We start from the raw sequence: 25054 nt of genomic DNA, 5'->3' as shown, positions 1-25054 counted from the left end.
ACCCTACCGTGGAGCCCGGCGCCACAGGGCTCTCGGGACCAGAGGCATGATCCTGGCGAGAACCGCGAGTCTGCGGGGAACCCACACATCCGACCGCTGGGATGCCAGGGCCTGCACGGTGGCGTCGGCGACGACGTCGGGGGTCACGGACAGTGGTGCCGGATCCATTCCCTCGGTCATGCGTCCGATGACGAAACCGGGACGCACTACCGTCAGCCGCACCCCGGTACCGCGTAGCGCGTCCTGCATGCCCTGACAGAACCCGTCGAGACCAGCCTTCGCCGAACCGTAGACGTAGTTCGGCCGGCGGACACGTGCGCCAGCGATGGACGAGAAAGCGACCAGGTCACCGTGACCGCGGGTCCGCATACGGGCGGACAGGTCCGTGAGCAGCACGGCCTGGGCGGTGAAGTCTGTGTGCAGGATGCGCTCGACCTCTTCTCCGTCGCGCTCAGCAAGGTCCTGGTCGCCGAGGACACCGAAGGCGGCGACCGCGGTGTCGATCGGGCCGGACGCTTCGATGGTATCGATGACGCCAGCCTGACCGGCACAGTCAGACGCGTCGAAGTGGATGGTCTCCACGTGCGTCGCCCCGGCCTTCTGGCATGCGGCCACCAGTTCATCGAGGGCCTCGGGGCGGCGGGCAGCCAGGACGAGGTCATTGCCGGCGGCGAGTCGGGTGATGATCTCCGCTCCGATCTCACTGGTGGCGCCGAACAACACGATCCGTTTCGGCGATCTCGGGGTATTCATGCGGGCACCTCCACGGTCGTGAGGTCATGCGTCGTCGTGTTGAGAGGCTCGCAGCCGTCGGCGGTGAGGACGACGATGTCCTCGATCCGCGCACCCCACTGGCCCGGCACGTAGATCCCCGGTTCGATGGAGAAGACCATCCCCTCGGTCAGTACGGTGTCATTTCCCGCGATGATGAAGGGTTCCTCGTGGCCGGAGACTCCGATGCCGTGTCCGGTGCGATGGGTGAAGTAGTCGCCGTAACCGGCGGCCTCGATGATCGTGCGGACCACAGTGTCGAGCTCGGCGGCAGTGACGCCGGGACGGGCGGAGGTAAGACCGGCGTCCTGCGCCTGCCGCAGGACACGGTAGGCACTCTGTTGCGCGTCGGACGCGGCGCCGAGCACATAGGTGCGGGTGCAGTCGGAGTGGTAGCCGGAGTCCAGGGTGCCGCCGATGTCGACGACGACCACGTCTCCCTCGGTCAGCACCCGGTCGGAATAGCTGTGGTGCGGGTCAGCCCCGTGCGGGCCGGATCCGACGATGACGAAATCCACGGCGACGTGCTCGGCGAGGATCATCGTGGTGAGATCAGCGGCGATGTCGCGCTCGGTGCGTCCGGCCCGCAGCAGACTGGGAACCCGACGGTGCACCGCATCGATGGCATGGCCTGCGCGGGTGAGTTCGGCGATCTCGACATCGTCCTTGACCATGAACACCTCCCGGAGCACCGTGGTGGCGTTGAGGGTCTGCACTCCCCTGCTCTGGATGGTGAGCAGGTGGTCGGCGGTCATGGTGCCGGACACCGCGACGGTGGCGCCGGCGGGCAGGGCGAGCAGCTTCACCGGGTCCTCCCCGTCGTTCCACGGCACGACCTCGACCCCGGCCTCTCCCGCGACCCCGCTACGGAGCACGGCGGCATCCACGCCGGGCACGACGATCCGACGCGACGACGGGGTGATCACCAGGGCGGCGAAACGCTCGTGGGTCTCGATGTCGGAGTCGAGGAGGAAACGCAGGTCCGGACCAGGGGTGAGGATGGCCGCGGTGATGCCCCGCTCGTCGAGAAGACGTCCGACGGCGTCGAGGCGGGCGGTGTAGGTGGAGACAGGAAAGCTCATGGGAAGCCAGTGTAGGCCAGAGCCTGTCCTCTACGCGCCCAGTTCCACCACGCCTCGCCGGATCGCCGGCACGGCCTTCCTGGCGGAGGCCTTCACGGATGACGAGTAGCCGGTGTGACGGATCTGCTCGAGCAGGTCGATGACCCGGTTGCACCAGCGCACGAAATCACCGGCACTCAGCGTCGCCCCGGACGCCTCGGCGGCACGCAGGCAGTAGTCCAGGGGCGCACCGGCGGCCCACTGGTGCACCGCCGTGGCGAACCCCATGTCTGGTTCGCGGGTCACCGGCAGGCGGTGTCGTGCCTCGTCGGAGACGAGTTCGCCGTGGATGCGGAAGACCGCGCTCACCGCGTCGGCCAATGCTTCGGTGGGGACCCCGTCCTCGTGGCGGCCCTCGCTCTCCCGCCGGTTCTCGAAGAGGCACGTGGACACCACGGCGGCGAGCTCGGCCGGATCAAGGTCGTCCCACACACCGCGCCGCAGACACTGGGCGACGAGGAGATCCGCCTCATGGTGAACCTGGGCCAGACGTCGACCTTCCGCCGTGATGCGGGTCGTGGTCCGGTCAGAGGACGGGACAGCGTCGTCCTGCTCCACGTAGTCGAGCTCACCGAGGAGGTCGAGTATCCGGTCGAATGTCCGCGACAGCGACTCGGTCTCCGGTGCGGTGATCTCCAACTCGCGTTCGAGGGTGCGTCGGGCGGCGACGACCCGCTCCGCCGGTCGTACCAGGTCCTCGCGCTCCGCCAGGAGGTGCACGGGATGGACGTGCACCTTGTCGCGGAGTTCGGCGGCCTTGCGGGATCCGCTCTTCGCCTTTGGTTTGAGGACACGCGGGCGGTCGACTTTCTGCCGCCGCAGGTTGGACGCCACGGCGCGGGAGTTACGCTTCGGGCTGCGCTGCACCCCCTTGTGCAGCGACATGTGGCCCAGCGGGACGGGGACGTTACCGAAGGTCTCGGCACTCACCGGACCGCACCACCCGTCCTCGGTGATGATCCACGGCCGGGGGCGTCGGTGATCGGAATCGCTGCGGACGACGGTGGCGAGTTGCGGGTGGCGCCCCGTCGGCAGGGCGATGATGTCGCCGACAGACAGGCTGGACAGCAGCCGGGCGGTCTCGGCCTGACGGTCCGAGGCCGAGTCCTTCTTGGCCCGTCGCTCTTCCAGGGTGAGATCGCGGCGGAGGCCGGCGTACTCGATGACGTCGTCTGCGCTGACCTGGGCCCCCTTCAGGGAGGACAGGGTCTTCGACAGGTCACGTTCCAGGCTGGCCAGGTCGCGACGGCGGCGGCTGGCCCGCTCCGCCTGCTCCACCACGGTGGATGCCGCCTGGTACTGGGCGAAGGACCGGTCCAGCAGACGGTGGGACTCCGTGTACCCCTTCGTGGAGATCAGGTTGACTGCCATGTTGTATCCGGGACGGAATGTCGAGTCCAGGGGGTAGGTACGAGTCTGGGCGAGGTTCGCCACCGCATGCGGGTCGATGCCTTTGGACCACAGGACCAGAGCATGGCCTTCGGTGTCGATGCCCCGACGACCGGCACGTCCGGTGAGCTGGGTGTACTGGCCCGGTGTGAGGTCCACGTGGGCTTCACCGTTGAACTTGATGAGTTTCTCGAGCACCACGGTGCGTGCCGGCATGTTGATGCCCAGTGCCAGCGTCTCGGTGGCGAAGCAGACCTTCAGCAGCCCGCGGGAGAAGAGCTCTTCAACAATGTGCCGGAAAGCAGGCAGCATACCGGCATGGTGCGCCCCGTAGCCGTTGCCCAGGGCGCGGCGCCACTGACGGAAACCGAGAACACCGAGATCCTCGGTGGCGATCCCCTCCACTCCCCTGTCGACGGTCGCGAGGATCTCGTCGCGTTCGGCGTCGGTGGTCAGGCGTACCCGGTCGACGAGGAGCTGACGGACCGCACCGTCGCAGCCGGCGCGGGAGAAGATGAAGTAGATCGCCGGAAGCATCGATGCACCGCGCATCTGGGCGACGACGTCGGAACGTTTCGGTCCCTGCCTCCGTCCCGATTCCTCCGCCCGACTGGCCGCGGCAACGACCGCGCGGTTGACGTCAGCGTCCTTGCTCTTGCCCTTGCTTCCCCGGCCCTCTTCGTAAAGCGGCATGATCTGCGAGCCGACCATCATCGACTGGTGCAGCGGGACAGGGCGGTGGGTGGTGACCACGAGGTCAGTCTGCCCCCGCACGGTGGAGAGCCAGGCGCCGAACTCCTCGGCGTTGCTCACCGTTGCTGAGAGGCTGACCAGGATCACCGACGGGTCGAGGTTGAGGATGGTCTCCTCCCATACCGGCCCGCGGGAGGGGTCGGCGAGGAAGTGAACTTCATCCATCACGACATGGGTGAGGGTGTCGAGACGGTCGGACTCCGCATAGATCATGTTGCGCAGCACTTCGGTGGTCATGACGACCACCGGGGCATCACCATTGATGCTGACATCGCCGGTGAGCAGCCCGACGCGGTCCTCGCCGTAACGGGCGACGAGGTCGTGGTACTTCTGGTTGCTCAGCGCCTTGATCGGGGTGGTGTAGAAGCAGGTGCCGTCGCGTCGGAACGCTTCGTGCACGGCGAATTCCCCCACCACGGTCTTTCCCGCTCCGGTAGGGGCACAGACAAGGACGCCGCGCCCTTCAGCAATGGAGGTGGCGGCGGTGAGCTGGAACTCATCCAGCGGAAAGGAGTATGCGGCTGCAAAGGCCGCGACCGGTGCCGGGAGGGTGTCCGGGTCAGAGGAGGTCATCGAGATTGTTGCGGTCCATCCTGGGTGTTGTCGGGGTGGGGTTCGGTGAGGTGCGGGGTGCATTCATCGGCGCGGCAGGGGCGATGGAGGACGCTGTCTCATCGTCGAGGTCATCGGCGACCGCGTCGAGGCCGTCAATCCCGGCCTTCTTCGCGCGCCGCTTGTCGTTGATCCGGGCGATCTGGATTGCGATCTCCATCATGAGGCACATCGAGAGCGCCAGGATCAGCATGGACACCGGGTCGCCACCAGGGGTGGCGAAAGCGGCGAGCACGAAGAGAATGAGGATAATGTAGCGGCGCTTGTCCTTCAAGGTGGTGTAACTGAGCACACCTATCAGGTTGAGCATCACGGTGATCAACGGCACTTCGAAACTCACGCCGAAGACGAGGAGAAGCGTCAGGAGGAAGCTGAAGTACGCCGTTCCGTTGAGCGCCGCGATCTGAGTCTCGTCACCGATGGTGAGCAGGAACTCCAGGCCGAAGTAGAGCACGAAGTACGCGAGGACCGCGCCGAGGACGAACAGCAGGGTCGCCGCAGTCACGAAAGTGCGTGTCCACATCTTCTCGTTCTTCTTCAGCCCCGGTGTGATGAAACCCCACAACTGCATCAGCCACACCGGTGCAGACAGCACCAGGCCGGCAAGGAAACCGATCTTCAGCCGCAGCATGAACATCTCGAACGGGCTGGTGGCCAACAGGCGACACTCATTGGCGATGTCGCCGCCGAACCGCAACTCCGGTGGCAGTTCACAGTACGGGTCTTTGAGCAGGTCGCCAAGGCTGGGAGTGCCGAAGATACCATTTCCGTACCACATGTATCCGAGTATCGTGCCGACACCGATCGCCGCGAGGGCGATGAGAATCCTGCGACGGAGTTCCTTGAGGTGCTCAACGAGAGACATCTCGGCTTCCGTGGGACGACGTCCTCGTTTCAGCGAGCGTCGTGTGCGCGGCACACGGACTCGCCGAGGAGTATCGGAGGAACTGTCAGTCATTGCTGGGCGGAGCGACCTTCGGTTCAGACACGGGGGCAGCTGACGATACCGCAGGTGTACCGTCGTTCTTCATCTCGGTCATTTCAGACTTGAAGATGCGCATGGACCTGCCCAGAGACCGGGCCATGGTCGGCAGTTTCGGCGCGCTGAACAAAAGCACGATGATCAGGGCGATGATGAGCCATTCAGTAGCACCGGGCATCTGTCATCGCTCCTGGGACTGGTTGTTGTTCGGACGGAACTCCGGTTCGGCGCTGATGTCATCGGAGATACCGTCCGTGCTGGTGGTCGGTTTCGCACTCTCGACGGAAGGCTGGCCGTCGTTCTTCATCTCGGTCATTTCAGACTTGAAGATGCGCATGGAGCGGCCAGCGGAGCGCGCTAGAGTCGGCAGCTTCGACGCTCCGAAGAGGAGCAGGATAATCAGGACGATGATCAGGATTTGCCACGGGCCTATGCCACCCATCAGTACCGGCCTTTCCGTCGGTCATACAGCGTGTGTTCCACGGTGTGGATCAGATACCGGTAACCCTACGCCAGAGAACGGTAGGCATCCAGCGCAGCGCTGGCGCGGCGGGCCACGCGGTGGGCGAGATCACACTGGGGGTCTTCCGCGGTCTGTGGGACAACCGCCCGGATAGTCGGTGCGTACGCCAGCAGGAACCGTTCCAACCAGTCACCGGTGTCCGGTATCGCCGCCCGCAGGGTCCCGGGACTGTCGACCTGCCAGATGGGCAGGTACTCGAACATCCACGCCGCACCGTCCTCCAGGTCGATCTCGGCCCAGCGCTGCCCGTCCCGGTCGAAACCGAAGGGGTCCTCGGTATCGATCACACGCTCGCGTACCTCCGGAGCTCCCCGTCCTGTGACGGTGATCTGCGACATCCGGGACACGTTGAAACAGCGCTGTACGTCGGTGTCATCCCGTGCCCACAGATACGCCTGGCCGTCGATGAATTCCAGCTGGTCGGGAACCAGTGTGCGAGTGCCCACCGAATCCGAGGAGGCCGACCGGTATGTCAGTTCCAGCCACCGGCGGCTGGTCAGCGCTTCCCGTAGTGGCGGCAGATTCTCCGCCAGCACAGCCGCCGTCCTGTCCTGGACGGTGCCGGAACCGGTAGTGGGACGAGCGGGGGTGGTGAACTCGTCGGGCGTGAACTGGTCGCGACGATCCCGTATGTCCTGCTGCAGGTCACGGATCATCCCGGCAGCTGACTCGATATCAGTCCGGTCCGGCCCGGTCACGACGCTGGCAAGCCGTTCCAGGCTGAGCAGCAGCGCTCCCGACTCTGCAGCCGTCAGCGACGGCGCCCGGTCAAGCCCGAGTGAGGCGACGACATCGACATGCATTCCGGAGGTCGTGAACTCCAGCAGAGACCCAGGCAGATACGGCGGTAGTCCGCACGTGGCCGCCTGCGTCAGCTCATGGCGCAGCTGAGGGACGGTCACACCGAACTGGGCAGCCGCACGCATCAACGAGCCGTCCGGGTGGTGCCGGAACCACGCGATGACCGCCAGGATGCGGCGAACCTGCCAGGTGATGTATCCGACGCTCCGTCGGCGGGGAATGGGCTCGGTCATGTCCGGTCCTCCTCTCCCCCGAAGGTGCGCACGGCGTCCTCCAGGTGCGTGATGATGTCGGCGACGACGTCCGGCGGATCAACTACGAGGACGTCGGTGGCATAGGATGCGGCGGTACGGATCAACCACCGGCGGTCGACCGGGCCGAGCCGGCACCCACCGTCGACGTCAGCTGGCCCGGCGAGGACCCGGAGCTCCTGTGCGCCGTCAGTGAGGAACCGGACGCGGGCCGTGACCAAGGATGAGGCGGCCCGGAGCCCCTCCGTCACGAGTTCGGCGACGGGACGGTCCGGGGCGCGGTGACGGATCAGTTCCGCGGCGGCTTCCAGATCGGCGATGCGGGACAGACGGAAGGTGCGTTGCTGCTCCCGGTCGAGGTCGTATCCGGTGAGGTAGAGCCGGCCGTCGACGGCAGCGACTCCCCAGGGGTCCAGGTGGCGCTGTCGGGGTTCTTCCGTCAGAGCCGGCCAGTAGTGGAAGCGCAGACTCAGGTTGCGGTCCAGGGCAACGTTCAGGGCCTCGATGTCGGCGTCGGTGAGATCCACGGCGTCGGGCACCGGGGCGGAGAAACCCGGGCCGCCGTCGGCGTCAGAAGCCGGCGCCACGGTTGACAGCTTCTGCAGCGCGTGGCGTACCGGTGCGGCCAGTGACTGGTTCGGAACCCACTGGGCCACCGGCCGGAGCGCCTGCCACTGGGCGTCAGTGACCGTCAGGTCCGGCAGGAAGCTGGGTGCGGGGTCGATGCCGTACTGCAGTTCGGGATGACCGTCGGCATCGGTGCCGGTTGATTCGGTGACGACCAGGCCGAGTTCGCCGACCAGGGAGCGGTCTCGGTCGAAGCGTTTACGTACGGTCTCGGCATCGCCGGTGTAGCCGTCGACGTGGGCGCGGATCCACCCGACCGAGCGGGGACGGTCGGTCAGAGCGAGGACGAGGTTGAGCAGGCGGGAGGAGGCGGGATCCCAGTGGACCTCCGTCGGCCGGTTCCTGGTGCTCACCTCGGGTCCTCCCCCAGGATCTCGAGGAGTTGGTCAAGTCCGTCGGCGGAGGGGGCGAACGGGTCGGGCAGGACGATCTCGGCGCCGCCGTCACCGTTGACTTTGAGGCGGGTCCAGTCCACCGTGGTCTGACGGGAGCTGGCCTCTGCGGCGGTGAGGAAGCGGCCCCGCGCTGCGGCACGGGTGGTCGGCGGGGCCGTCTGCGCGGCGGTGTCGATCTCTGCGGGGTCCACGAGGGTGGCGGCCTGGCCCCGGCGTGCCAGCATGTGGAACAGCCCGCGGTCCGGGTTGATGTCGTGGTAGGTCAGGTCGACCTGGGCCAGCCGGGGGTCGGTGATGTCGAGGGTGCCGCGTTCGGCGACCCTGTCGATGAGCTTCTTCTTGATCACCCAGTCGATCTCGGTGTCGACCGCAGAGAAGTCGCCGGACTCTGCGCCGTCGAGCACGCGCCCCCACAGGTCGACCACCGGTAGAAGTTGATCGCGGGGAGTTCCTGTGTCACCGTCGGCAGGCTCCGGACGATCGTCCAGCCACTGTGTCGCCGCGGCGTGGAACGCACGCTGAATGCCCAGCGGGGTCGCGGTGTCTCCGTTGCGCAGTGCGAGCGGTGTGGTGCCGGTGAGGTCGCGGGCGATCTCACGGATCGAGCGGATCTCGTTCGACAGTTCACAGTCCGGCAGTGCAACCCCGGCCTCGATCATCTCCAGGACGAGCAGGGTCGAGCCGACCTTCAGCGCGGTGGTGGTCTCGGACATGTTCGAGTCACCGACGATGATGTGCAGACGACGGAACCGGGAGGAGTCCGCGTGCGGTTCATCCCGGGTATTGATGATCGGGCGTGACCGGGTGGTGGCCGAGGACACTCCTTCCCACACATGGTCGGCGCGCTGGGACAGGCAGTAGCCGGGGCCGAAGTTCTCGTTCGGGGCACCGGCGGTCGGCACGCTGATCTTCCCTGCCCCGCAGATCAATTGGCGTGTCACCAGGAAAGGCAGCAGCTGGGCCGACAGACTCTTCAGCGGCATGTCACGGCCCACCAGGTAATTCTCGTGGCAACCGTAGGAGTTGCCGACCGAGTCGGTGTTGTTCTTCAGCAGGTAGACTTTGCCGCCGATCCCGCGCTCGTTCAGTGACGCCTCGCACCGGGAGGCCAGCTCATGGAAGATCTGTTCCCCGGCACGGTCGTAGGCAACCAGCTGGTGCAGTGAGTCGCACTCGGCGGTGGCGAACTCCGGGTGCGCGCCGACGTCGAGGTACACCCGGGAGGCGTTGGGCCAGTAGACGTTGCTGCTGCGGTACTTCTCCACCACCGGGGCGAAGAGGTGCCGGGCGACCTCGTCCGGGCCGAGCCGACGGTGACTGTCGAGCACGCTGGTGATACCGAATTCGGTCTCCAGTCCCATGATCCGGCGGGTGAACACGGTCGCCGTGGCTACTGCCCGCCCTTCTGGACATACGACTTCACGAACTCCTCGGCGTTGGACTCCAACAGGCCGTCGATCTCGTCGAGCAGGTCATCGGTACCACTGACCTTGAGCTGTTCCTGGCCGGACGCCGTGGAGTCGGTGGCGCCTGGACCGTCCTCGTCGGCGGGCCCGCGGCCCCCGTGCACCTGGCCCTGGCTGGAGCCGCCCGTCGAGCCTGATCCGGCTGTCATCTGGAACCACTTCCTTCACGAATGGAGAGATGGTGAAAATACGTTCTGATGCCTACAGGCTAGCAGTCGACACCGTCGAGGGAGCCGGGAATGATCTCGCCCAGCACCCGGACGAGTCCGGCGGCGTCATCGACGTCGGCCAGGGCCTCCTGCAGTTGCTCTGCGGTTCCCTGCAACGGGTCGGCGAGCAGTACCCGAGTCGTTGATGATGCTCCGTAGGGGGTGTCGAGCACCAGCGTGTCCCAGTTCGCTGCCAGCAGCTCGCCGGAAAACCGTCGGGCGACCTCACCGCGCAACCAGGCGCGGGTGTCGGTGGGCGCCTGTGCCGCTGCGGCGGCGACATCGTCGGCAGGAACCAGGGTGCGCATCCGGCCTGTGCGAACCAGCGCGTTGTACAGCCCCTTCACAGGATCGATGTCGTGGTACTGGATGTCGACCACCGCCATCGTCGGGTGGTCCCACTCCAGGCCGCGGGCACGGTAGGCGGTGAGCAGACTGAGTTTGGCCGTCCAGTCGAGTCGGTCGGCGGTACTCATCGGATCCCGGTCGAGGTCGTCGAGGATCTCCCCCCACAGCTCGAGCACCAGGTCGTCCTTGTCGTGCCGGTGTTCGGCGGGGACCGACTCGGCGACCCGGCGGCGGATCTCACGCTGGATGTCGACCGCGGTCCGTTCCACGTTGCCGTAGAGCCGTACCGGGGCCGAACACTCCAGGTCACGGGAGATCTGGTGGACGGCGGCCACCGGCTCGTACAGGGCCAGGTCCGAGAAGTCCGCACCCGCCCCGACGGCGTCGAGTACCAGAGCGGTGGTCCCGAGTTTGAGGAAGGTCGAGTACTCCGAGAGGTTCGCGTCGCCGATGATGACGTGCATCCGGGCCCAGTCGTCACCGACGTGGGACTCGTCACGGGTGTTGATGATGCCCCGGTTCAGCGTCGTTTCCAGGGAAACGGTCGTTTCGATGTAGTCGGCGCGCTGGCTGATCTGGAAGCCCGGTGACTGGCTTTCCGCCCCAAGCCCGAGACGTCCGGCGCCGGTGTAGATCTGCCGGGTCACGAAGTGCGGGATCAGGGCGGCCTGGACACCCTCGGTGTCATAGGAGCGCGGGTAGAGGTAGTTTTCGTGGGAACCGTAGGAGGCGCCCTTGCCGTCCACATTGTTCTTGTGGATCTTTAGCGTGGGCTGGTCCTCTATGGCTCCGGACGCCTGGGCAGCGGTGTGCATCACCAGCTCCCCGGCCTTGTCCCAGATCACCGCGTCCCAGGCGTTGGTGGTCTCCGGCGAGGAATACTCGGGGTGCGCGTGGTCGACGTAGAACCGGGCACCCGAGGTGGTGACGACATTCGCCGAGCCCAGGGCGTTGGGATCGATCACCGGGGCGGTGCGGTAGCGGCGCAGGTCGAAGCCACGGACATCACGCAGCGGCGACTCGGCGTTGTAGTCCCACCGGGTCCGCCGGTTCACGCCGAGGCCCGTAGCCCCCGCATAGGCGACGACGGCCTGGGTGGAGGTCTCGATCGGGCTGGCGTGGGGGTCGTCGGGAGCGATGATGCCGAACTCGGTTTCGGTACCGATCAGCCGCCGTGGCGCATCGTTCACTGGTTGCCCTCCCTGCCAGCCATGGTGATCTCCACAACCCGGCGTGACGAGTGCCCGGAGATCCGGGCCCATTCGGCGGGGTTGGTGGTGTCCGGCAGGTCGTCGTTGTCGCGGCACTCCTCGTCCACCGCGGTGTCCACGTGGGCTTCGGTGACCCCGTCACCGTCTCCGCGCAGCACGTCCTTGATGGCGAGCTTCTTGACCCGGTCGACGATATTGGCCAGCATCGCACCCGAGGCGAAGTCCCGGAAGAACAGGTCGGTGTGGGTACCGTCGGCGTAGTGCAGCGTGAGGTACGGGCGGTCGTCGGAGTAGAGGTTGTCGATTACCCGGGCCCGCAGGCGGGCGGCAGCGCCCTCCGGGCCCCCGGCGGCGTCGCTGAGCGTACTCGACATCGGAACCGCCGCGGTGAGGTACTTCTCCAGGATGTCGGCGGCGGCGGCACGGTCGGGGCGCTCCACCCGGATCTTCACGTCGAGACGTCCCGGGCGCAGGATCGCCGGGTCAATCAGTTCCTCGCGGTTCGAGGCGCCGATGACGATGACGTTACGCAGTCCCTCCACACCGTCGATCTCGGCCAACAACTGTGGCACGACGGTGGACTCCACGTCCGAGGAGACACCGGTGCCGCGGGTGCGGAAGATGGCCTCCATCTCGTCGAAGAAGATGATCACCGGCTGGCCGGCGGAGGCGATCTTGCGGGCACGTTCAAAGATCAACCGGATCTGTCGCTCGGTTTCGCCGACGAACTTGTTGAGCAGCTCCGGACCCTTGATGTTCAGGAAGTAGGACTTCGCGTCCGGCGTGCCTGCCTCAGAATTGATCTTGCGGGACAGTGAGGACGCCACCGCCTTGGCGATCAACGTCTTACCGCAGCCGGGTGGCCCGTAGAGCAGCACGCCCTTCGGGGGCAGCAGACCGTAGTCGCGGTAGAGCTCGGGGTGCAGGAAAGGCAGCTCGACGGCATCGTGCAGCTGTTCGATCTGATTCTCCAGGCCGCCGATGTCGGTGTAGGAGACGTCCGGGACCTCCTCGAGCACCAGGTCCTCGACCTCGGCGCGGGAGATCACCTCGAAGGCGTACCCGGCGCGACGGTCGACGATGACACTGTCCCCGGGGCCTACCTGTTTCGCCGCCAGTTCTGAGGTGAGGGCCCCGGCGCATTTCATCAGCGCTTCCTCCCCGAGCTTGTCCGCGACGACGATGCGGTCGGCGTCGACGACTTCGACGACGGTGCCGATGTCCCCGGAGTCGGCGTAGCCGCAGACCTCGACGATCTGCTGGCCCTCCCCCAGTCGCACCAGGGCGCCCGGGTGGAGCTCCCCCGGGGAGACCCGGGGGCTGACGGCGAGCCGCATGCGCCGACCGGCGGTGTAGACCTCGGCGGTCAGGCCACCGTCCCCGGTGTCCAGCAGGGTGCCGTAGGTACTCGGAGGTTCGGCGAGAGCGTCCAGCCGGGAGTTGAGTTCGTCCAGCTTGTCGCGGCTGGATCTGAGCATCTCGGTGAGTTTCGCATTGCGTGTGCCCAGGGTCCGGTTGGCCAGTTGCAGCTGGCGGTAGGACTCAGGGCCGGAGTCGACCCGGGCGGTCGGTCCGTCGTGGAGATTCTGGTCCGTGGTGTGCTGCGTCATAGGGGGCCAGTCTACATGCGGAGGAAAGGTAGCCTATCCAGTACCGCGGAAATGGACTACTTCCGCGCCCGTCGCTGGGGCTTCGGTGCGACGGTGCCGTCGGCTAGCCGGCGTGCCCAGACCAGGAATGCGGTGTGGGCGTTCATCCGGTGCTCCGGGCGGGTGGCCAGGCCTTCGACCTTCCATTCGCGGACCAGGGATTCCCACGCCTTCGGCTCGGTGAAGCACCCCAGTTCGCGGATACCTTCCATGACCTTCATCAACTGCGGCACCGTAGCGACGTAGGTCATGAACACTCCCCCGGGGATCAGCAGGTCGCGGACGGTGTCCAGGCATTCCCAGGGGGCGAGCATGTCGAGGATGACTCGGTCCACCGGCCCGTCCGTGTCCTTGACGGTGACATCGTTGAGGTCACCGAGCCGCAGGTCCCAGTTCGCCGGGTGCTCCCCCATGTACTCGGCGACGTTGTTCTCCGCGTACTCCAGGTGGTCGTCGCGGATCTCGTACGAGATGAGCTGTCCGTGCTCGCCGACCGCGCGCAACAGCGTCATCGACAGTGCCCCGGAGCCGGCCCCGGCCTCGAGCACCTTGGCACCGGGGAAGATATCGCCCTCCACCAGGATCTGTGCCGCATCCTTGGGGTAGATCACCGCGGCGCCACGGGGCATCGACAGGACGTGGTCGACCAACAGGTGACGGAAGCACAGGTACTCGCCGCCGACGTGGGAGACCACCATGGTGCCCTCGTCACTGCCGATGATGTCGTCGTGCTTGATCTCGCCCTTGTGGGTGAAGTAGCTGCCACCGGTCTCCAGTGTGATGGTGTAGTGGCGGCGCTTGGCGTCGGTGAGCTGGACCCGATCGCCGGGCTGGAACGGGCCGGAGTAGGCCACAGTGTTCCCCTTTACGTTGGTGTGGCAGTGGACCCGATCAGTGTAACGGCCCGTCGTCTCCGAGGGCGGTGGGGACCCCGCAGACCCCCGCCCGGCACATCTGCACTACTGCTGCTCCGGCTGAGTCGCTGGTGCCGAGCAGTCGGGCACCCTGCTCTACCGACAGGACCAGGCAGGACGTCCCCAGCCTGGTGCGCAGCGCCGACACCTGCGACGGTGTGGCTCCGGCGACGGTGGCCTGTACCGGCCCGGCGAGGTGGCATTCCAGGGCACACAGCCAGCCACCGGCCTGGGCCAGGTGCCGGTCGACGACATCGACGTGGGCGTCGAGGATCCGGCGCGCCTCGGCGGACCACCGGGCCCCTACCGCGCGGACATCAGCGTCGTCGAGGGAGGTCGCCACCGTGCCGGCCATGCTCAGTGCCTCCGACAACACCGCTACTGCCGTGGGCGTCGCCCCGTCGTAGGGGTCCCGGGGGCGGACCCCGGTACCGGCGACCGGTGCTGCGGCGTCGTACCAGGTGCCGGGGCCACGGTGGAAGGTGACCTGGATGTGGCGTACCAGCTCCGAGACCGCTGCGGGGATCTCCACCGTGTCGGAGCAGGACCCCTGGTGTTCCCACAGGCGGACAAGGGCGAGCAACAGCCAGGCACAGTCCTCGAGAGTGCCCGGTGCCTGCGGGGACCCGGTGCATCGCACCACGTCGACGATGCTTCCCCCGGCATCGGTGGTCACCGCGTGGTTCCACAGGGCGGTGGTGACCGCCGCTCCTGACTCCGGGTCGCCGGCTTCGGTGAGCGCGACCGCAGCCATGGCGTTCCATGCCGTGACGACCTTGCCGTCGACCGCGGGACGGGGTCGGGACGAGCGTGCCTGCCGCAGAGCCTCGCGCAGCTCAGGCGAGAGCGGTAGCCCCTCGCGCCGGGTGAGTACGACGCGTCCGTCCACGTCGCCTTCCCCTGAGAGCCCCAGACTCTCCAGCTCGCCGGGCTCCCAGGTGTAGGTGTAACCCTCCACCCGGGTGCCGTCGACGACGGTGTCGGCGTCGAGTCCACTGGCCAGCAGCCCCGGTACACCGGTGCCCAACCCACGGGTCAGGAAGGACCGGGTCAGCTCGAGTGCCTCGGCGACCAGTGCGTCGTCGGGTCGTCGTGCACTGTAGGCGGCCAGGGCGCGGAGCAGGAGCGCGTTGTCGTACAACGTCTTCTCGAAATGCGGTACCGTCCAGTTCTCGTCCACGCAGTAGCGGTGGAAACCGCCGTCGACCGGGTCAACCAACCCACCCTGCAGCAGTGCCGCCATCGTGCGCCCCACGATATCCAGCACCTCGGTCCTGGCCGCGTCGGAGTTGGTGCGCTCTGCCCACCGCACCAGACCCAGCACCGCCGCGGATGGCGGGAATTTCGGTGCACCGCCGAACCCGCCGGTGGGATGCTCCGAGGCCCGCATCTTCTGCACGATCCGTGTCGGCAGCTCCGCGGTGACATCCTGGGCAGCCCAGGAGGCTTCCGCCCCGTCTTCTTCCCCACTGGCCTCGATCGCCTCGTTGAGCCGGACGGTCAGCTCGTCCACCCGCGCACGTTCATCCGACCAGGTCCGTGACACCGCCTCGAGAACCTGGCGGAATGACGGTCGCCCCTGCTTCGGCACCGGAGGGAAGTAGGTGTCGGCGAAGAACGGCCGCCCTTCGGCGTCCGTGAAGACCGTCATCGGCCAGCCACCCTGTCCACTCAGGGCGACGGCAGCCTGCAGGTAGTAGGCGTCCACGTCCGGGTGCTGCTCCCGGTCGACCTTCACCGCCACCATGTTGTCGTTGATCAGCGCGGCGGTCTCCGGGTCCATGAACGACTCCGCGGCCATCACATGGCACCAGTGACAGGTCGCGTAACCCACCGACACCAGCACAGGCACCCCACGCTCCCGCGCCTCGGCGAAAGGCTCCGGGCCCCACGGGTGCCAGTGCACCGGGTTGTCGGCGTGGGCCTGCAGATACGGGGACGTCGATCCGGAGAGACGGTTGGAGTTCATGTCCACCACGGTAGCCGGAGGAACCCGGCAACCACAGGGACGTCGCAGGGACCGGTACGACTAGAGTGGCGTCAATGACGTCTCCGACTTCCCCCGCCGTCACCGGAATCACCACACAGCTGGGCCCGCAGCTGTCCGGGTCTCTGACCACCGACCCGGACGTCCTGGCCGCCCACGCCACCGACGAATCGCTGTACAGCCCGGTGGGGACGCCTGCCGCGTTGGTCCGCGCCACGACGGTGGACGACGTGGTCGCCACCCTGCGCTACGCCCACCACCACGAGATCCCGGTGGTCCCGCAGGGAGCTCGGTCGGGTATTTCCGGGGGCGCGAACGCCGTGGACGGCTGCATCCTGCTCTCGGTGGCGTCGATGAACCGCGTCCTTGAGGTGGATGAGGCGAACATGACCGTCACCGTCGAGCCGGGGATCATCAACAAGGACCTCAAGGACGCCCTGCGTCCCCACGGCCTGGCCTATCCGCCGGACCCCGGCAGCGTCGCGATGTGCTCCATCGGCGGCAATATCGCGACCAACGCCGGTGGCATGTGCTGCGTGAAGTACGGTGTGACCCGCGAATACGTCCGGGAGCTGACCGTCGTGCTGGCTGACGGCACAGTCACCCGGCTCGGCCACCGTACGGTCAAGGGAGTTGCAGGACTCGATCTGGCGGGGTTGTTCACCGGCTCCGAAGGCACCCTCGGAATTATTGTCGAAGCCACGTTGAAGGTCGTTCCTCTGGGGCCGGACCCGCTGAGCGCTCTGGCGACCTTCCCCTCGGTCCGGTCGGCCGCCGAAGCGGTCTCGGCCTACATGGCGACCGGGGCCTCTCCTTCCCTGCTGGAGATGATGGACGCCGCCACCATCGCCATGGTCAACGAGCTCGGCGACTTCGGTCTCGACGCCGCCGTCGGCGCAGTCCTGATCATGCAGTCCGACTCCGTCACCGCGGCCGCGGACACCGAAGCCTTCGCCAGCGTCGCCGAAACGCACGGCGCGGTCGACGTCGCTTTCGCTGACAACCCCGTAGACTCCGAACTCCTCGTCGCCGCCCGGCGCTCCGCGCAGCCCGCCTGGGAGCACTACGCCAGGGCACACGGCGGGGGCCAGCTGCTCGACGACGTATGCGTCCCCCGCTCCCGCATCGCCGAGTTCTGCGACCGGGTCGAGGGCATCCGGGACGACACCGGCGCACTGGTCACGGTGATCGGCCACGCCGGCGACGGTAATATGCACCCTTCGGTCTTCTTCGACACCACCGACGACGACTCCGTGGCTTCCGCCCAGGACGCGTTCGACCGCATCATGGCTCTCGGTCTGGACCTGGGGGGCACGATCACCGGTGAACACGGTGTCGGCAACCTCAAGAACCGCTGGCTGGCCACCGAACTCGACGACGGTAACCGGCGCCTGCACCGGGAGATCAAGAACGCCGTCGACCCCACCGGGGTCCTCAACCCCGGAAAGATGCTGGAGCACCTGTGAATACCGTGCCAGACTCCCCTGCCGTGCCAGACTCACTGACCGCGCTGGCTGCCCGGCTCCGGGGCACACTGAGTACCGATCCGGACGTCATCGCCGCCTACTCCACGGATGAGTCGGTCCACCCCGGCTCCGGCGACGCCCTCGCTGTGGTGCGCGCCGGGTGTGTGGAGGACGTCGCTCTGACCATGCAGTTCGCCCGGGCCCGCGGGATCCCCGTGGTCCCGCAGGGAGCGCGCTCGGGTCTGTCGGGCGGAGCATGTGCCGAGCACGGCTGCATTCTGCTCTCGGTGGCGTCGATGAGCCGGATCCTGGACATCGACGAGGCGAACATGACCGTCACCGTCGAGCCGGGGATCATCAACAAGGATCTCAAGGACGCCCTGCGCCCCCACGGCCTGGCGTATCCGCCGGACCCTGGTTCTGTGGCGATCTCGTCGATCGGCGGCAATATCGCGACCAACGCCGGTGGCATGTGCTGCGTGAAGTACGGTGTGACCGGCGAATACGTCCGGGAGCTGACCGTCGTGCTGGCTGACGGCACGGTGACCCGGCTGGGGCACCGTACCGTCAAAGGGGTGGCGGGGTTTGACCTGGTGTCCCTGTTCACCGGTTCCGAAGGCACCTTGGGGATCATCGTGCAGGCCGTGCTGAAGGTTGTTGCGCTGGGACCGGATCCGCTCACTGCGTTGGCAACGTTCCCCGCGGTGGGAGGTGCGGTGGACACCGTCGCGTCCTATATGTCCACCGGGGCGAATCCATCGATGCTGGAGATGATGGACGGGCTGACCATCGCTCTGCTGTCCGAGATCGGTGATTTCGGTTTCGCCCCGGATCCGGACGCCGACTCGGACGTCACTGACGCCGCTGTTGGCGCCGTGCTGATCATGCAGTCCGATTCGGTCACCGCTGCCGACGACACGCGGGCGTTCGCAGAGGTTGCCGAGGCACACGGTGCGGTGGACGTCGCTTTCGCCGACAACCCTGCGGACTCCGAGCTTCTGGTGGCCGCCCGACGGTCAGTGCAGATCGCCAATGAGCGCTATGCCGCCACCCACGGTGGTGGCCAGATGATCGATGACGTATGCGTCCCGCGGAGTCGCCTGGCCGACTTCTGCGCCGGCGTCGAGGCGATCCGGGACGACACCAGGACCACCGTCGCCCTCGTGGCCCACGCCGGTGACGGCAATGTCCATCCCTCAGTCTTCTACGATCTCTCCGACGCGGCTTCCGTCGCCGCCGGAACCGACGCTTTCGACCGCATCATGCGGCTCGGCCTCGAACTCGGGGGTACCATCACCGGCGAACACGGCGTCGGGGCGCTGAAGGCGTCATGGCTCCCGCAGGAACTCGATGAGGCGAACCGCCGCCTGCACCGCAGGATCAAGGACGCTGTCGACCCGACCGCCATTCTCAACCCCGGAAAGATGTTGGAAGCCCTGTGACCCGCCGTCCCCTCGCCCTGTCTCCCTCGCGTGTCGGTGACTACCGGCAGTGTCCGTTGCTCTACCGCCTGCGGGCGATTGACCGGCTGCCGGAACCCAGCACCGTCGCCCAGGTCAAGGGCACCCTGGTGCATGCCGTCCTGGAGGACCTGCACGGCCTGCCGCGGGAGGACCGCACCTACCCCGCTGCGGTGAAGATGCTCACGCCGCACTGGGCGGCGATGAAGGAGTCGGACGCGCAGCTTGAAGAACTGGTGCCCGACGAGTCGACGACGGACTTCCTCGTCGAGGCACGGTCGTTGGTCAAAGGCTACTTCCAGATGGAGAACCCGTCCGGCTTCGATGCCGAGTCGGTGGAGAAGTTCGTGGACACCACCCTGCCGAATGGAGTCCCGGTCCGTGGTTTCATCGACCGCGTGGATGTCGCCCCCACCGGTCAGGTGCGCGTGGTCGACTACAAGACGGGGAAGAAACCGATCCCGCGGTTTTCTGCGCAGGCGGTGTTCCAGATGCGGTTCTACGCCCTGGTGTGGTGGCGCATGTTCGACCACATTCCCGAGCAACTGCGTCTGATGTACCTGAAGGTCCGGGATGACATGGTGCTCTCCCCCACCCCGTCAGAGCTCAACTACGTGGAGCGTGATCTCGAAGACATCTGGACGAAGATCGGCGAGGACGCCCGTAGCGGCGATTTCGCCCCGACGACCTCGAAGCTGTGTGGCTGGTGCTCCTTCCAGGCCATATGTCCCGCCTTTAACGGCACACCGCCTGAATACCCGGGTGTGCCGGAGGAATTCGCCTGACCGGTAGCGGTGCCTCAGGAGATGCCCAGGGCATCGATGAGGTTGAGGAACGCCGGGCCGACTGCTGTGCGCCACACGATATCGGCCTTGGGGTCGGCACGTCCCGGACCGCCGTTGATGACCGAGACGGTCTTGCCCTGCTTCTGTGCGTCCAGGACCAGGCGGTACCCGCTCATCACCGCCAGTGACGAGCCGACGACCAGCAGACTGGAGGCGTCTGTCAGCATCCGGGACGCCCGCTGTTTCCGGTGGTGAGGCACCGGCTCTCCAAAGTAGACGACATCCGGCTTGAGCAGTACGGATCCACATTGCCGGCACCCCACCATGGAGAAATCGCGGACGTGGGCTTCATCGAGCGTGACGTCACCGTCCGGGTTGACCAGGGACGGATCCAGGTCGATGCTTTCAAGGTAGCCGGGATTCCGCTCCACCAGCCGGGCGTCGAGCGACCGCCGGTCTTCGAGACACCCGCACCTCAGACAGATGACCCGGGAGAGGTCACCGTGCAGGGTGAGCAGGTTCCGGGTCCCGGCGTCGGCATGCAGGCCGTCGACATTCTGGGTCACGACCCCGGTGACCAGCCCCGCCTGCTCGAGTTCGGTAAGTATGTAGTGGGTGAGGTTCGGTCGTGCCGCCGCCATCCGACGCCATCCGACGAAGGAACGTGCCCAGTAGCGGTGTGAGGCGTCCGGATCATGGCGAAACTCCTGGAACGTCATCGGCCGGTGCCGGGTCAATGACCCCGACGGGCCACGGTAGTCCGGGACCCCGGAATCCGTAGACACCCCGGCACCGGTGACCACCAGCGCAGGCGACTGACGGAGCTGGTCGGTGACCGACGACAGGGCCAGGTCCGGTGCTGTGGGCGTCGTGGTCTCAGAGACTACGCGAGCGATCGACCGCAGGGCCGAGCGGTGCGCCGGAGCTACGAGATCAGGAAGCATCCCCTCAGGTTACGCCTGCAAGGACAACCGGAACCACGGGGAGTCGGGGTGGTTCAGCACCACGGCGATGTCGTGGACGAAGCGGACGCAGGAGTCGTCCAGACGTCCGTCGGAGACCGCACGGCCCACGACAACACCGTCGGCGAAATCCTCCCAGGTGGAGTAGGTGGACTGGGCGAGGTCGAGGGCCCGGGCAAGCATCCCGGAACACTGATCCTCGGTGACCAGCCCGCCGCCGTGGGCTAACCACAGCAGGTGCACCGCAACCGAGACATCCCAGGCGGTGGTGTCCTGCGGAGGAGTCTCGGGAAGCGCCATGGGGGCACTGTCCTGGAGGAAGGGGACGATCAGATGATGGTGGGCTGGATCGACAGGGCTGAGCACAGTGTGGGCTGCGGGACGCTCCGGACCGGTGGTGCTGCACAGAGTGTCCAGGAGAGGCAGGTGCTCCCGGTAGTCCGGGTCGCCGGCGTCCCTGAGACGGGCGGACGCGCTCTCGAGGATATCGTCGGTGGTACGGATGCCGAACACGCGGGCGAGATGGTGACGGTGGGCTTCCCCCGGGTCCACGACGAAGAGCTTCTGGAACCCCGCATTCGGGGGGTGTGCCTCCGCGGGGCCGTTGACGACCCGACCGTCCGTCAAGCCGTGCGGCAGGCTCAGGCCCCAGGCACGGCAGGAATCATCGCTGCGACCGCTCTCCCAGGTCAGTGGGAGGCCCCGGCTCGACGAAGGAAAGTTCCGCAGAATAGAGCGGTAGGTGGGGGCAGTCGTGGCGGCGGTGTCTGCAGGATATGTCACAACGACAATGTTAGCTGTATGAACTAACTGGTGGTGGGATGGCGGACGATGGCCCCCTCATCCGGGGACCCCCGGGGAACACCCCCGCTGTCCGTTCAGGACTCCACGTACAGCTTTCCGCGCCATACCGGGTGCAGGAGGTTCTCCTTGCTGAGCACCTGGTCGACCGTCTCTGCATCGAGCAGTCCACGCTCCAGCACGACCTCACGGACCGACTTGCCGGTACGGGCGCACTCCTTGCCCACCACGTCGCCGTTGTGGTGCCCGATCAGCGGATTGAGGTAGGTCACGATACCGATGGAGTGCTCCACATAGGACCGGCACACCTCCTCATTGGCCGTGATCCCCACGACACACAACGTCCGCAACGTGGTGCAGGCGCGGGCGAGCAGACGGATGGACTCGAACAACGACTGGGCGATGACCGGCTCCATCACATTGAGCTGGAGCTGGCCGGCCTCGGCCGCCATGGAGATCGTTACGTCATTGCCGAAGACCTTGAAGCAGATCTGGTTGACGACCTCCGGGATCACCGGATTCACTTTCGCCGGCATGATCGATGACCCCGCCTGGCGTTCCGGCAGGTTGATCTCGTTCAGGCCTGCACGCGGGCCGGAGGAGAGCAGACGGAGATCGTTGCAGATCTTCGACAGCTTCATCGCCACTCGCTTGACCACCGAGCTGGCGTTGACGTACGCCCCGGTGTCGCTGGTGGCTTCCAGCAGGTCATTGGCCGCGAGCACCTTAAGATCGGTGACCTCGCGCAGTGCGGCGACAACCTGCTGCTGGTATCCCGACGGGGCGTTCACTCCCGTACCGATCGCCGTACCGCCGAGATTGACCTCCAGCATGAAGTCTGCGGCCCGGTTGAGTTGTGACTGTTCCTCGGAAAGGTTCTGGGCGAAAGCGGTGAGCTCGTCACCGAGACTCACCGGCACCGCGTCCTGCAACTGGGTGCGTCCCATGGTGATGATGTCGCGGAACTCGTCGCCCTTGTTGGAGAACGCCCGCTCCAGTGCACTGAGGTGACGAATGAGGTCCTGGAAGGCGGTGTGGATGCCCAGACGGAAACCGGTCGGGTACGCGTCATTGGTGGACTGGCTCATGTTGACGTCATCGTTGGGGTTGATGATGTCGTAGCTGCCCTTGGGCTCCCCGAGATACTCCAGGGCCAGGTTCGCGACGACTTCGTTGACGTTCATGTTCGTCGAGGTGCCTGCACCACCCTGGTAGACGTCGATCGGGAACTGGTCCATGCACCGGTGCTCCACGAGGATCCGGTCACACGCCCAGACGATGGCCTCCGCTTTTTCCCGCGGCAGGGCGTGCAGGCGCTGGTTGGCGATCGCCGCGGCCTTCTTGACCTGCACCATGCCGCGGATGAACTCGGGCAACTGGTTCAGAGTCGTCCGGGAGATCTGGAAGTTGTCCACCGCGCGCAATGCGTGGATCCCATAGTAGGCGTGCTCGGGGACCTGCATCGTTCCCAGCAGGTCCTCCTCCGTGCGGAAGCTGTCGGATGCGTGGGCGCTGAGCGAGTGAGTCTCAGCCGCGGTAATCAACTGCGTCGAGGAGGTGACAGGCGTGGATTCTGGGCGGAACTCGGGAACAGTCATGGTGGTCTGAACCTTTCGTGGTGGGGTCGACTCGTGGTGTGGTCAGATACGCGCGATGCGGATGTCGCTGGCGAGAATGGCTTCGGCACCCAACGCCGAGAGATTGTCCATCAGGGTGTTGGCGTCCCGGCGGGGAACCATCGCCCGCACGGCGACCCAGTTGTCCTGGGCCAGGGGCGACACGGTCGGTGCCGAAAGACCGGGGGTGATGGCCGCGACGCTGTCGAGAATGTCGCGCGAGCAGTTGTAGTCGAGCATCACGTAGTTGCGGGCGTGCAGAATCCCCTCGATCCGCTTGAGCAGCACCTGCTGGCGCTCATCGACGGGAGCGCCCCGGCGGCCCACCACTACTGCGGTAGAGCTGATCACCGGGTCGCCGAACGGTCGCAGGCCCTGCTGTCGAAGTGTGCGACCCGTCGACACCACGTCGGCAATGGCGTCCGCCACCCCCAGACGGATGGAGATCTCCACAGCACCGTCCAACCGCACGACGGTGGCGTCGATACCGCGGGCCGTGAGGTCGCGGCGCACCAGGTTCGGGTAGGACGTGGCGATGCGACGGCCCTCGAGCGCCCCCACGGTCCAGTCCTCGTCGGCGGGGGCCGCATAACGGAACGTGGAGTCGCCGAAGCCGAGTTCGAGCAGTTCCTCGGTCTCCTCACGGGTGTCGGCCGCGAGATCGCGGCCGGTGATGCCCATGTCCAGGTGGCCGCTGGCCACGTAGATGGCGATGTCCTTCGGGCGCAGGAAATAGAACTCGACGCCGTTGTCGGCATCGACGACGGTGAGCGACTTCGAGTCGCCGCGGCCCGGGTATCCGGCTTCGGCGAGGATCTCCGTGGCGGTTTCGGACAGTGAGCCTTTATTCGGGACGGCGACACGCAGCAGGTCGGGCTGGTTTTCGGCAGCAGGCGACGAAGATTCAGACACAGTCATGACAGGACCCCTCAGAGGAACTTGTAGATGTCGGACGGATTCAGCCCGCGACCGACCATGACGACCTGAAGCCAGTAGATCAGTTGCGAGATCTCCTCGGAGAGTTCCTCGTCGGACTGGTACTCCGCAGCGAGCCAGACTTCCCCGGCCTCCTCGACGATCTTCTTGCCCTGGAAATGCACCCCGGCATCGAGTGCCTCCACGGTGCCGGAGCCGGCGGGACGATCCGCGGCACGCTGGGACAGTTCCTCAAACAGGGAGTCGAAGTTCTTCACGGCACTCATTCTGTCACATTCTGCACCGACACGGTGATGCGGTCACCCTACGCGGCGGCGCCCCAGGTGCTCCCAGAAAAACTGCAGGTCAGCGATCCCCAGACCGTCCAGTCCGGTGGAACCCCCACGTAGGGTGGACACCGGCACCGCACCCTCGGGTACCTCGGCGTCGGCGGCCGGAAGCCCGACGACCCGGCACCCTGCCCGTACCGCCGCCGTCATGCCGTTGGTGGAGTCCTCGAGTACCAGACAGTCGTCGGGTGCGATCCCCAGCCGGTCGGCGGCGGTGAGGTAGCAGGTCGGGTCGGGTTTACCGGCGGAGACCTCGTCACCGCAGATCGAGCCGACGAAACGGTCCGACCCGATCGTGTCGAGCGCCTGGTCCGTCAGGGACCGGAAGGTGTTGGTCACCACCATCATCGGGACGCCGGAGACCGCGCCCTCCGCCAGTAGGCCCGGGACGCCGGGCAGCAGGTCGAGTCCCTGGGCGAACAGGACGGAGACCCGGTCGTAGATCCAGCTGATCCACTTCTCGACCTCCTCGTCGGTGGGGTCCAGGCCCGCCCACTCTGCGCACAGACGAACCGTTCCGTCGGCGGTGCCCCCGACCGTCGCCGCCCGCACCTCAGGCGTCAGCTCGCGTCCCATGGCCGCAGCCATGGCGTAGGTCGCCTCACCCCACCGAGGCTCGGTGTCGACGAGTGTGCCGTCCATGTCCCAGAGTATTGCCTTCATCCCTGCCATCATGCCCGGATCGATAAG

23 protein-coding genes are annotated in these 25054 nt (G+C 66.5%); 3 read left to right on the top strand and 20 right to left on the bottom strand.

Going from position 1 to position 25054, the window contains the following annotated elements:
- Positions 1-3: 3 nt before the first annotated feature.
- The 14 genes from CGLY_RS08840 to CGLY_RS08775 form a co-directional block, all read right to left on the bottom strand.
- On the bottom strand, positions 4-753 hold the full coding sequence (locus tag CGLY_RS08840; RefSeq protein ID WP_038548658.1) for an SDR family NAD(P)-dependent oxidoreductase: 750 nt from the start codon (positions 751-753) through the stop codon (positions 4-6).
- Positions 750-1853: a M24 family metallopeptidase gene (locus tag CGLY_RS08835; RefSeq protein WP_038548655.1), complete on the bottom strand. Its 1104-nt coding sequence runs from the start codon at positions 1851-1853 to the stop codon at positions 750-752. The genes CGLY_RS08840 and CGLY_RS08835 overlap by 4 nt, the downstream gene beginning before the upstream one ends.
- Positions 1854-1883: 30 nt before the next feature.
- Positions 1884-4607, bottom strand: coding sequence for a DEAD/DEAH box helicase (locus tag CGLY_RS08830; RefSeq protein WP_038548652.1), 2724 nt, complete (start codon positions 4605-4607; stop codon positions 1884-1886).
- Positions 4594-5511, bottom strand: a complete 918-nt coding sequence (gene tatC, locus CGLY_RS08825) for a twin-arginine translocase subunit TatC (RefSeq protein WP_052539944.1) — start codon at positions 5509-5511, stop codon at positions 4594-4596. Before tatC ends, CGLY_RS08830 begins: the two co-directional genes overlap by 14 nt.
- Positions 5512-5596: 85 nt before the next feature.
- The gene (tatA, locus tag CGLY_RS08820; protein ID WP_038548649.1) at positions 5597-5806 is read right to left on the bottom strand and encodes a Sec-independent protein translocase subunit TatA; all 210 of its coding nucleotides are present in this window, start codon (positions 5804-5806) and stop codon (positions 5597-5599) included.
- 3 nt (positions 5807-5809) lie between these two features.
- A complete protein-coding gene (tatA, locus tag CGLY_RS08815) occupies positions 5810-6070 on the bottom strand; it encodes a Sec-independent protein translocase subunit TatA (RefSeq protein ID WP_038548646.1) in 261 nt (86 codons plus the stop codon).
- A gap of 65 nt (positions 6071-6135) precedes the next feature.
- A complete protein-coding gene (locus tag CGLY_RS16750; protein WP_052539943.1) occupies positions 6136-7185 on the bottom strand; it encodes a WYL domain-containing transcriptional regulator in 1050 nt (349 codons plus the stop codon).
- On the bottom strand, positions 7182-8183 hold the full coding sequence (locus CGLY_RS08805; RefSeq protein ID WP_052539940.1) for a helix-turn-helix transcriptional regulator: 1002 nt from the start codon (positions 8181-8183) through the stop codon (positions 7182-7184). The genes CGLY_RS16750 and CGLY_RS08805 overlap by 4 nt, the downstream gene beginning before the upstream one ends.
- Positions 8180-9586 carry a Pup--protein ligase gene (pafA, locus tag CGLY_RS08800; protein WP_038552182.1) on the bottom strand — a complete coding sequence of 469 codons (1407 nt, stop codon included), beginning with the start codon at positions 9584-9586 and terminating at the stop codon, positions 8180-8182. The genes CGLY_RS08805 and pafA overlap by 4 nt, the downstream gene beginning before the upstream one ends.
- A 29-nt stretch (positions 9587-9615) precedes the next feature.
- Positions 9616-9840, bottom strand: coding sequence for a ubiquitin-like protein Pup (locus CGLY_RS08795; RefSeq protein ID WP_038548643.1), 225 nt, complete (start codon positions 9838-9840; stop codon positions 9616-9618).
- 59 nt (positions 9841-9899) lie between these two features.
- Entirely contained in the window at positions 9900-11438 is a 1539-nt protein-coding gene (dop, locus tag CGLY_RS08790; RefSeq protein WP_227590226.1) for a depupylase/deamidase Dop, read from the bottom strand.
- On the bottom strand, positions 11435-13069 hold the full coding sequence (arc, locus tag CGLY_RS08785) for a proteasome ATPase (RefSeq protein ID WP_038548640.1): 1635 nt from the start codon (positions 13067-13069) through the stop codon (positions 11435-11437). The genes dop and arc overlap by 4 nt, the downstream gene beginning before the upstream one ends.
- Positions 13070-13125: 56 nt before the next feature.
- Positions 13126-13962, bottom strand: a complete 837-nt coding sequence (locus CGLY_RS08780; protein WP_038548637.1) for a tRNA (adenine-N1)-methyltransferase — start codon at positions 13960-13962, stop codon at positions 13126-13128.
- A gap of 37 nt (positions 13963-13999) precedes the next feature.
- Entirely contained in the window at positions 14000-15991 is a 1992-nt protein-coding gene (locus CGLY_RS08775; protein WP_052539938.1) for a thioredoxin domain-containing protein, read from the bottom strand.
- A gap of 74 nt (positions 15992-16065) precedes the next feature.
- On the opposite strand from CGLY_RS08775, the gene CGLY_RS08770 reads away from it, so the two are divergent.
- From CGLY_RS08770 to CGLY_RS08760, 3 genes are read left to right on the top strand one after another with little or no spacing between them, the layout of a single operon-like run.
- A complete protein-coding gene (locus CGLY_RS08770) occupies positions 16066-17475 on the top strand; it encodes an FAD-binding oxidoreductase (protein ID WP_052539936.1) in 1410 nt (469 codons plus the stop codon).
- 23 nt (positions 17476-17498) lie between these two features.
- Complete coding sequence (locus CGLY_RS08765; RefSeq protein WP_038552170.1) at positions 17499-18917, top strand: FAD-binding oxidoreductase; 1419 nt, start codon at positions 17499-17501, stop codon at positions 18915-18917.
- Positions 18914-19720, top strand: coding sequence for a RecB family exonuclease (locus CGLY_RS08760; RefSeq protein WP_038548634.1), 807 nt, complete (start codon positions 18914-18916; stop codon positions 19718-19720). The genes CGLY_RS08765 and CGLY_RS08760 overlap by 4 nt, the downstream gene beginning before the upstream one ends.
- A gap of 14 nt (positions 19721-19734) precedes the next feature.
- Here the strand turns inward: CGLY_RS08760 and CGLY_RS08755 are convergent, their stop codons facing one another.
- The 6 genes from CGLY_RS08755 to CGLY_RS08730 all read right to left on the bottom strand — a co-directional run bounded on the left by CGLY_RS08755 (position 19735) and on the right by CGLY_RS08730 (position 25006).
- Positions 19735-20664 carry a Sir2 family NAD-dependent protein deacetylase gene (locus CGLY_RS08755; RefSeq protein ID WP_038548631.1) on the bottom strand — a complete coding sequence of 310 codons (930 nt, stop codon included), beginning with the start codon at positions 20662-20664 and terminating at the stop codon, positions 19735-19737.
- Positions 20665-20673: 9 nt separating this feature from the next.
- On the bottom strand, positions 20674-21465 hold the full coding sequence (locus CGLY_RS08750; protein ID WP_144313657.1) for a DUF1266 domain-containing protein: 792 nt from the start codon (positions 21463-21465) through the stop codon (positions 20674-20676).
- 95 nt (positions 21466-21560) lie between these two features.
- A complete protein-coding gene (gene aspA / locus CGLY_RS08745; RefSeq protein WP_081803847.1) occupies positions 21561-23081 on the bottom strand; it encodes an aspartate ammonia-lyase in 1521 nt (506 codons plus the stop codon).
- A 42-nt stretch (positions 23082-23123) separates the two neighbouring features.
- Entirely contained in the window at positions 23124-23969 is an 846-nt protein-coding gene (gene hisG / locus CGLY_RS08740) for an ATP phosphoribosyltransferase (RefSeq protein WP_038552165.1), read from the bottom strand.
- Between the two features lie 59 nt (positions 23970-24028).
- The gene (locus CGLY_RS08735) at positions 24029-24292 is read right to left on the bottom strand and encodes a phosphoribosyl-ATP diphosphatase (protein WP_038552162.1); all 264 of its coding nucleotides are present in this window, start codon (positions 24290-24292) and stop codon (positions 24029-24031) included.
- Positions 24293-24334: 42 nt separating this feature from the next.
- The gene (locus CGLY_RS08730) at positions 24335-25006 is read right to left on the bottom strand and encodes an HAD family hydrolase (RefSeq protein WP_265101945.1); all 672 of its coding nucleotides are present in this window, start codon (positions 25004-25006) and stop codon (positions 24335-24337) included.
- Positions 25007-25054: the final 48 nt, after the last annotated feature.

Source organism: Corynebacterium glyciniphilum AJ 3170 (assembly GCF_000626675.1).
GTDB classification, from domain to species: Bacteria; Actinomycetota; Actinomycetes; order Mycobacteriales; family Mycobacteriaceae; genus Corynebacterium; species Corynebacterium glyciniphilum.
The sequence above is the reverse complement of the archived record's forward strand: the minus strand, read 5'-3'. Positions and strand labels throughout refer to the sequence as shown.

Bases quoted from the DNA above. Each gene is read 5' to 3' on its own strand.
- CGLY_RS08840 (WP_038548658.1), bottom strand. From the start codon at position 753: ATGAATACCCCGAGATCGCCGAAACGGATCGTGTTGTTCGGCGCCACC.
- CGLY_RS08835 (WP_038548655.1), bottom strand. From the start codon at position 1,853: ATGAGCTTTCCTGTCTCCACCTACACCGCCCGCCTCGACGCCGTCGGA.
- CGLY_RS08830 (WP_038548652.1), bottom strand. From the start codon at position 4,607: ATGACCTCCTCTGACCCGGACACCCTCCCGGCACCGGTCGCGGCCTTT.
- tatC (WP_052539944.1), bottom strand. From the start codon at position 5,511: ATGTCTCTCGTTGAGCACCTCAAGGAACTCCGTCGCAGGATTCTCATC.
- tatA (WP_038548649.1), bottom strand. From the start codon at position 5,806: ATGCCCGGTGCTACTGAATGGCTCATCATCGCCCTGATCATCGTGCTT.
- tatA (WP_038548646.1), bottom strand. From the start codon at position 6,070: ATGGGTGGCATAGGCCCGTGGCAAATCCTGATCATCGTCCTGATTATC.
- CGLY_RS16750 (WP_052539943.1), bottom strand. From the start codon at position 7,185: ATGACCGAGCCCATTCCCCGCCGACGGAGCGTCGGATACATCACCTGG.
- pafA (WP_038552182.1), bottom strand. From the start codon at position 9,586: ATGGGACTGGAGACCGAATTCGGTATCACCAGCGTGCTCGACAGTCAC.
- CGLY_RS08795 (WP_038548643.1), bottom strand. From the start codon at position 9,840: ATGACAGCCGGATCAGGCTCGACGGGCGGCTCCAGCCAGGGCCAGGTG.
- arc (WP_038548640.1), bottom strand. From the start codon at position 13,069: ATGACGCAGCACACCACGGACCAGAATCTCCACGACGGACCGACCGCC.
- CGLY_RS08775 (WP_052539938.1), bottom strand. From the start codon at position 15,991: ATGAACTCCAACCGTCTCTCCGGATCGACGTCCCCGTATCTGCAGGCC.
- CGLY_RS08770 (WP_052539936.1), top strand. From the start codon at position 16,066: ATGACGTCTCCGACTTCCCCCGCCGTCACCGGAATCACCACACAGCTG.
- CGLY_RS08755 (WP_038548631.1), bottom strand. From the start codon at position 20,664: ATGCTTCCTGATCTCGTAGCTCCGGCGCACCGCTCGGCCCTGCGGTCG.
- aspA (WP_081803847.1), bottom strand. From the start codon at position 23,081: ATGACTGTTCCCGAGTTCCGCCCAGAATCCACGCCTGTCACCTCCTCG.
- CGLY_RS08730 (WP_265101945.1), bottom strand. From the start codon at position 25,006: ATGGACGGCACACTCGTCGACACCGAGCCTCGGTGGGGTGAGGCGACC.